Annotated in this window: 4 protein-coding genes; 1 reads left to right on the top strand and 3 read right to left on the bottom strand. The window is 71.7% G+C overall.

What is annotated here, in order from left to right; genetic code table 11:
• The 3 genes from B4M60_RS14930 to B4M60_RS14920 all read right to left on the bottom strand — a co-directional run.
• On the bottom strand, nucleotides 1-422 hold a 422-nt coding region (locus B4M60_RS14930), incomplete at its 3' end, for an aquaporin (RefSeq protein WP_291085823.1).
• A gap of 131 nt (nucleotides 423-553) precedes the next feature.
• A complete protein-coding gene (locus B4M60_RS14925; RefSeq protein ID WP_291085821.1) occupies nucleotides 554-1,324 on the bottom strand; it encodes an NAD-dependent protein deacylase in 771 nt (256 codons plus the stop codon).
• Entirely contained in the window at nucleotides 1,321-1,941 is a 621-nt protein-coding gene (locus tag B4M60_RS14920) for a hypothetical protein (RefSeq protein ID WP_291085819.1), read from the bottom strand. The genes B4M60_RS14925 and B4M60_RS14920 overlap by 4 nt, the downstream gene beginning before the upstream one ends.
• A 411-nt stretch (nucleotides 1,942-2,352) precedes the next feature.
• Here B4M60_RS14920 and B4M60_RS14915 point away from each other — a divergent pair.
• A partial coding sequence (locus B4M60_RS14915) for a GTP-binding protein (protein ID WP_291085816.1) occupies nucleotides 2,353-2,978 on the top strand: 626 nt, incomplete at its 3' end.

Raw genomic sequence — 2,978 nt, 5'->3', positions numbered from 1 at the left:
GAGTGGGCCCCGAACCCGTTCGCGGCCATGTGACCGGTTGCCTCGAAGCCCTCCTTGCCGCCGGCGACGAGCAGGATGAGCGCGCCGGCGACGAGCCCGCCGGCCACCTGGCTGACGATGTACACCGGCGCCTTGGCCCAGGACAGGCGGCCGGCGACGGCGGCTCCGACGGTGACCGCCGGGTTGAAGTGCCCGCCCGAGATGTGGCCGAAGGCGTACACGCCGGTGAGGACGGTGAGGCCGAAGGCCAGGGAGACCCCGAGGTAACCGACGCCGACGGGGACGTCACCGGTGTCGGCGGTGGCGACCTGGACGGCCGCGAACACCGCGGTTCCGCAACCGCCGAGCACCAGCCAGAAGGTGCCGATCACCTCGGCTGCGATGACCGCCGTGCCGGACGGGGTGGTGGACGTGTCGGACATGAGCTGACCTCCGGTCGTGTTCTCCCGAGAGCGGGGAGGTGGACGTCTCGGTGACGAGACCCTGCCGGGACGACGCTAGTGGCCCGGACCGACCCGCGGGTCGACTTGGTGCGGAGCGCGGCGCTGTCGGGTCAGGGCCGCAGGAGCGCCGGGAGGGCCTGGCCGGCCGTGGACCTGACGTGGACGGACACCTCCGGACCGAGACCGGAGGGACCGGGGTTGACCTCGACCACAGGTATGCCGTAGCCCGCGGCGAGGCCCGGGAGCGAGGCGGCGGGGTGGACGAGGCCGGAGGTCCCGACGACGAGGACCGCGGACGCCGCGGAGATCGCGGACACCGCGGCGTCCCAGGGGCCCTCGGGGAGCGCCTCGCCGAACCAGACGACCCCGGGCCGGGCCCGTCCGTCGCACCGGGGGCACGTCGGCGGGGCGAGCCGGGCCACGGGTTCGGAGGGCGGGGGCCCCACCTCCATCGGCGTCGCGCAGGCGTCGCACCGGTGCTCGAACAGGCTGCCGTGCAGGTGGTGGACGTCCGGCGACCCGGAGCGCTCGTGCAGGTCGTCCACGTTCTGGGTCACCACGACGACCCTGCGGGCCTCGGCTGCCCGGGCGATCGCGCGGTGACCGGCGTTGGGTTCGGCGTTGCAGACCAGTCGTTCGCGCCACCGGTACCAGGCCCACACCGTGTCCCGGTCCTGCTCCCACGCCCGCGGGGTGGCGAGGGCTGCCGGGTCGTAACGCTCCCACAGCCCGGTCCGGGCGTCCCGGAAGGTCGGGACCCCGCTCTCGGCGCTCATGCCGGCGCCGGTGAGAACGACGAGAGGCCCGCCGCCGGTGAGGGCGAGACGGGCCTTACTCGTGTCGGGGTGGAGCCGGGCCGGATCCACACCGCTCGGGGTCACGGGACGAGCGCGGTCCCCACGGTCGGGAAGGCGACGCAGTTGGAGGTGCCGCCGTTGGTGAGCTTGGTGGTGACGCCGCCCTGGAGGAGCATCAGGACCTGGCCGGCGCCGGTCTGCGCGGTGCCGTTGAGGGTCGCGGGCCCACCCTCGTTGATCCCGTTGTAGGTCAGGACCGTGCTGCCACGGCGACCGTTGTTGACGTTGTACCAGTCCACGGTCATGGGCTGGACCTGGTGGTCGGCCACGCCCTCGGTGCCGAGGGCGGTGAAGATGAAGCCGAGTTCACCGGCGGGGATGCCGGGCAGGGGGAGGTCGGCCTTGCCCGGGACGGCCGTGGCCGCGCCGACGGCGGTCTTCTCGCCGTCGATGCACTCCTGCATGATCGTCGGGTAGGCGAACTGCGCGATGCGCGGGCCGTTCTCCGGGAGCGGGGTCCCGGGCTCGCCGGAGCCGCGGAAGAAGCCGACCACGCGGGCGATGGTGCCCCGCGTCGATTCGGGGATCCACTGCTGCTCGGAGAGGTTTTCGATGGCCTGGAGGACAGGCTCGGTGGGGCGGCCGAGCTCGTCGAGCGACTGGGCGCTGGCGGTGGCCGGTACGGCGAGGGACACAGCCACAGCGGCTACGGCACCGAGGCCTAGGGTCCTGAACGAGTTCCTGTGCGAGTCGCGGATCACTGGCGAGTCCATTCTTCGGATGAGGCGGGCGGACCGGACGGCGGGCCGACCAGTCGACGGCTAGATGTTCTCACAACGGCCACAGGTGCGGACACTGGAGGTCGAAATACCGAGCTATATGGGGCCAGTGTGGCAGATGTGACTAGTGATGTAAATAACATCGGGCACCGCGGGTGTGAGGTTCCCGTCTCGCGATATCGATGTGGCGGCCGGTGCGGGTAATGTGGCCACGCACGCGCGCTCGACCGGACGCGCCTGTGGATCACGCGGCCCGCCCGCGGATTCCCACCACGCGCCCGGCGGCCCAGAGCCGCCCACGGCGCCGGAAGCCCCCGAGGGAGAACCCACCGTATGGCCCTGACCGAGTTCCGCAACGTCGCAATCGTCGCGCACGTCGACCACGGAAAGACGACACTCGTCGACGCGATGCTGCGCCAGTCCGGAGCGTTCGACGAACGCGCGGAACTCGTCGACCGTGTCATGGACTCGGGTGACCTCGAGCGCGAGAAGGGCATCACGATCCTCGCGAAGAACACGTCCGTGCGGCGGCACGGCGCCGGGTCGGGCGGTGCGGATCTCGTCTTCAACATCATCGACACCCCGGGTCACGCCGACTTCGGTGGCGAGGTCGAGCGGGGCCTCAACATGGTGGACGGCGTCGTCCTCCTCATCGACTCGTCCGAGGGGCCGCTTCCCCAGACCCGGTTCGTGCTGCGCAAGGCGCTCGCGGCATCGCTGCCGGTCATCATCGTGGTCAACAAGACCGACCGCCCGGACGCGCGGATCGACGAGGTCGTCGAGGAGGCGCAGGATCTCCTGATCGACCTCGCCTCCGACCTCGAGGACCCGGCCGCCCAGGCCGCCGCCGAGCACGCGCTGGAACTGCCCGTGGTCTTCGCCTCCGGGCGGGCGGGCAAGGCGTCCACCACCCAGCCGGCGAACGGGCAGGAACCGGAGGGGGAGAATCTGGACGAGCT

This window comes from Dietzia sp. UBA5065 (genome assembly GCA_002415925.1).
GTDB lineage: Bacteria > Actinomycetota > Actinomycetes > Mycobacteriales > Mycobacteriaceae > Dietzia.
This window is presented reverse-complemented; position numbering and strand designations above follow the sequence as displayed.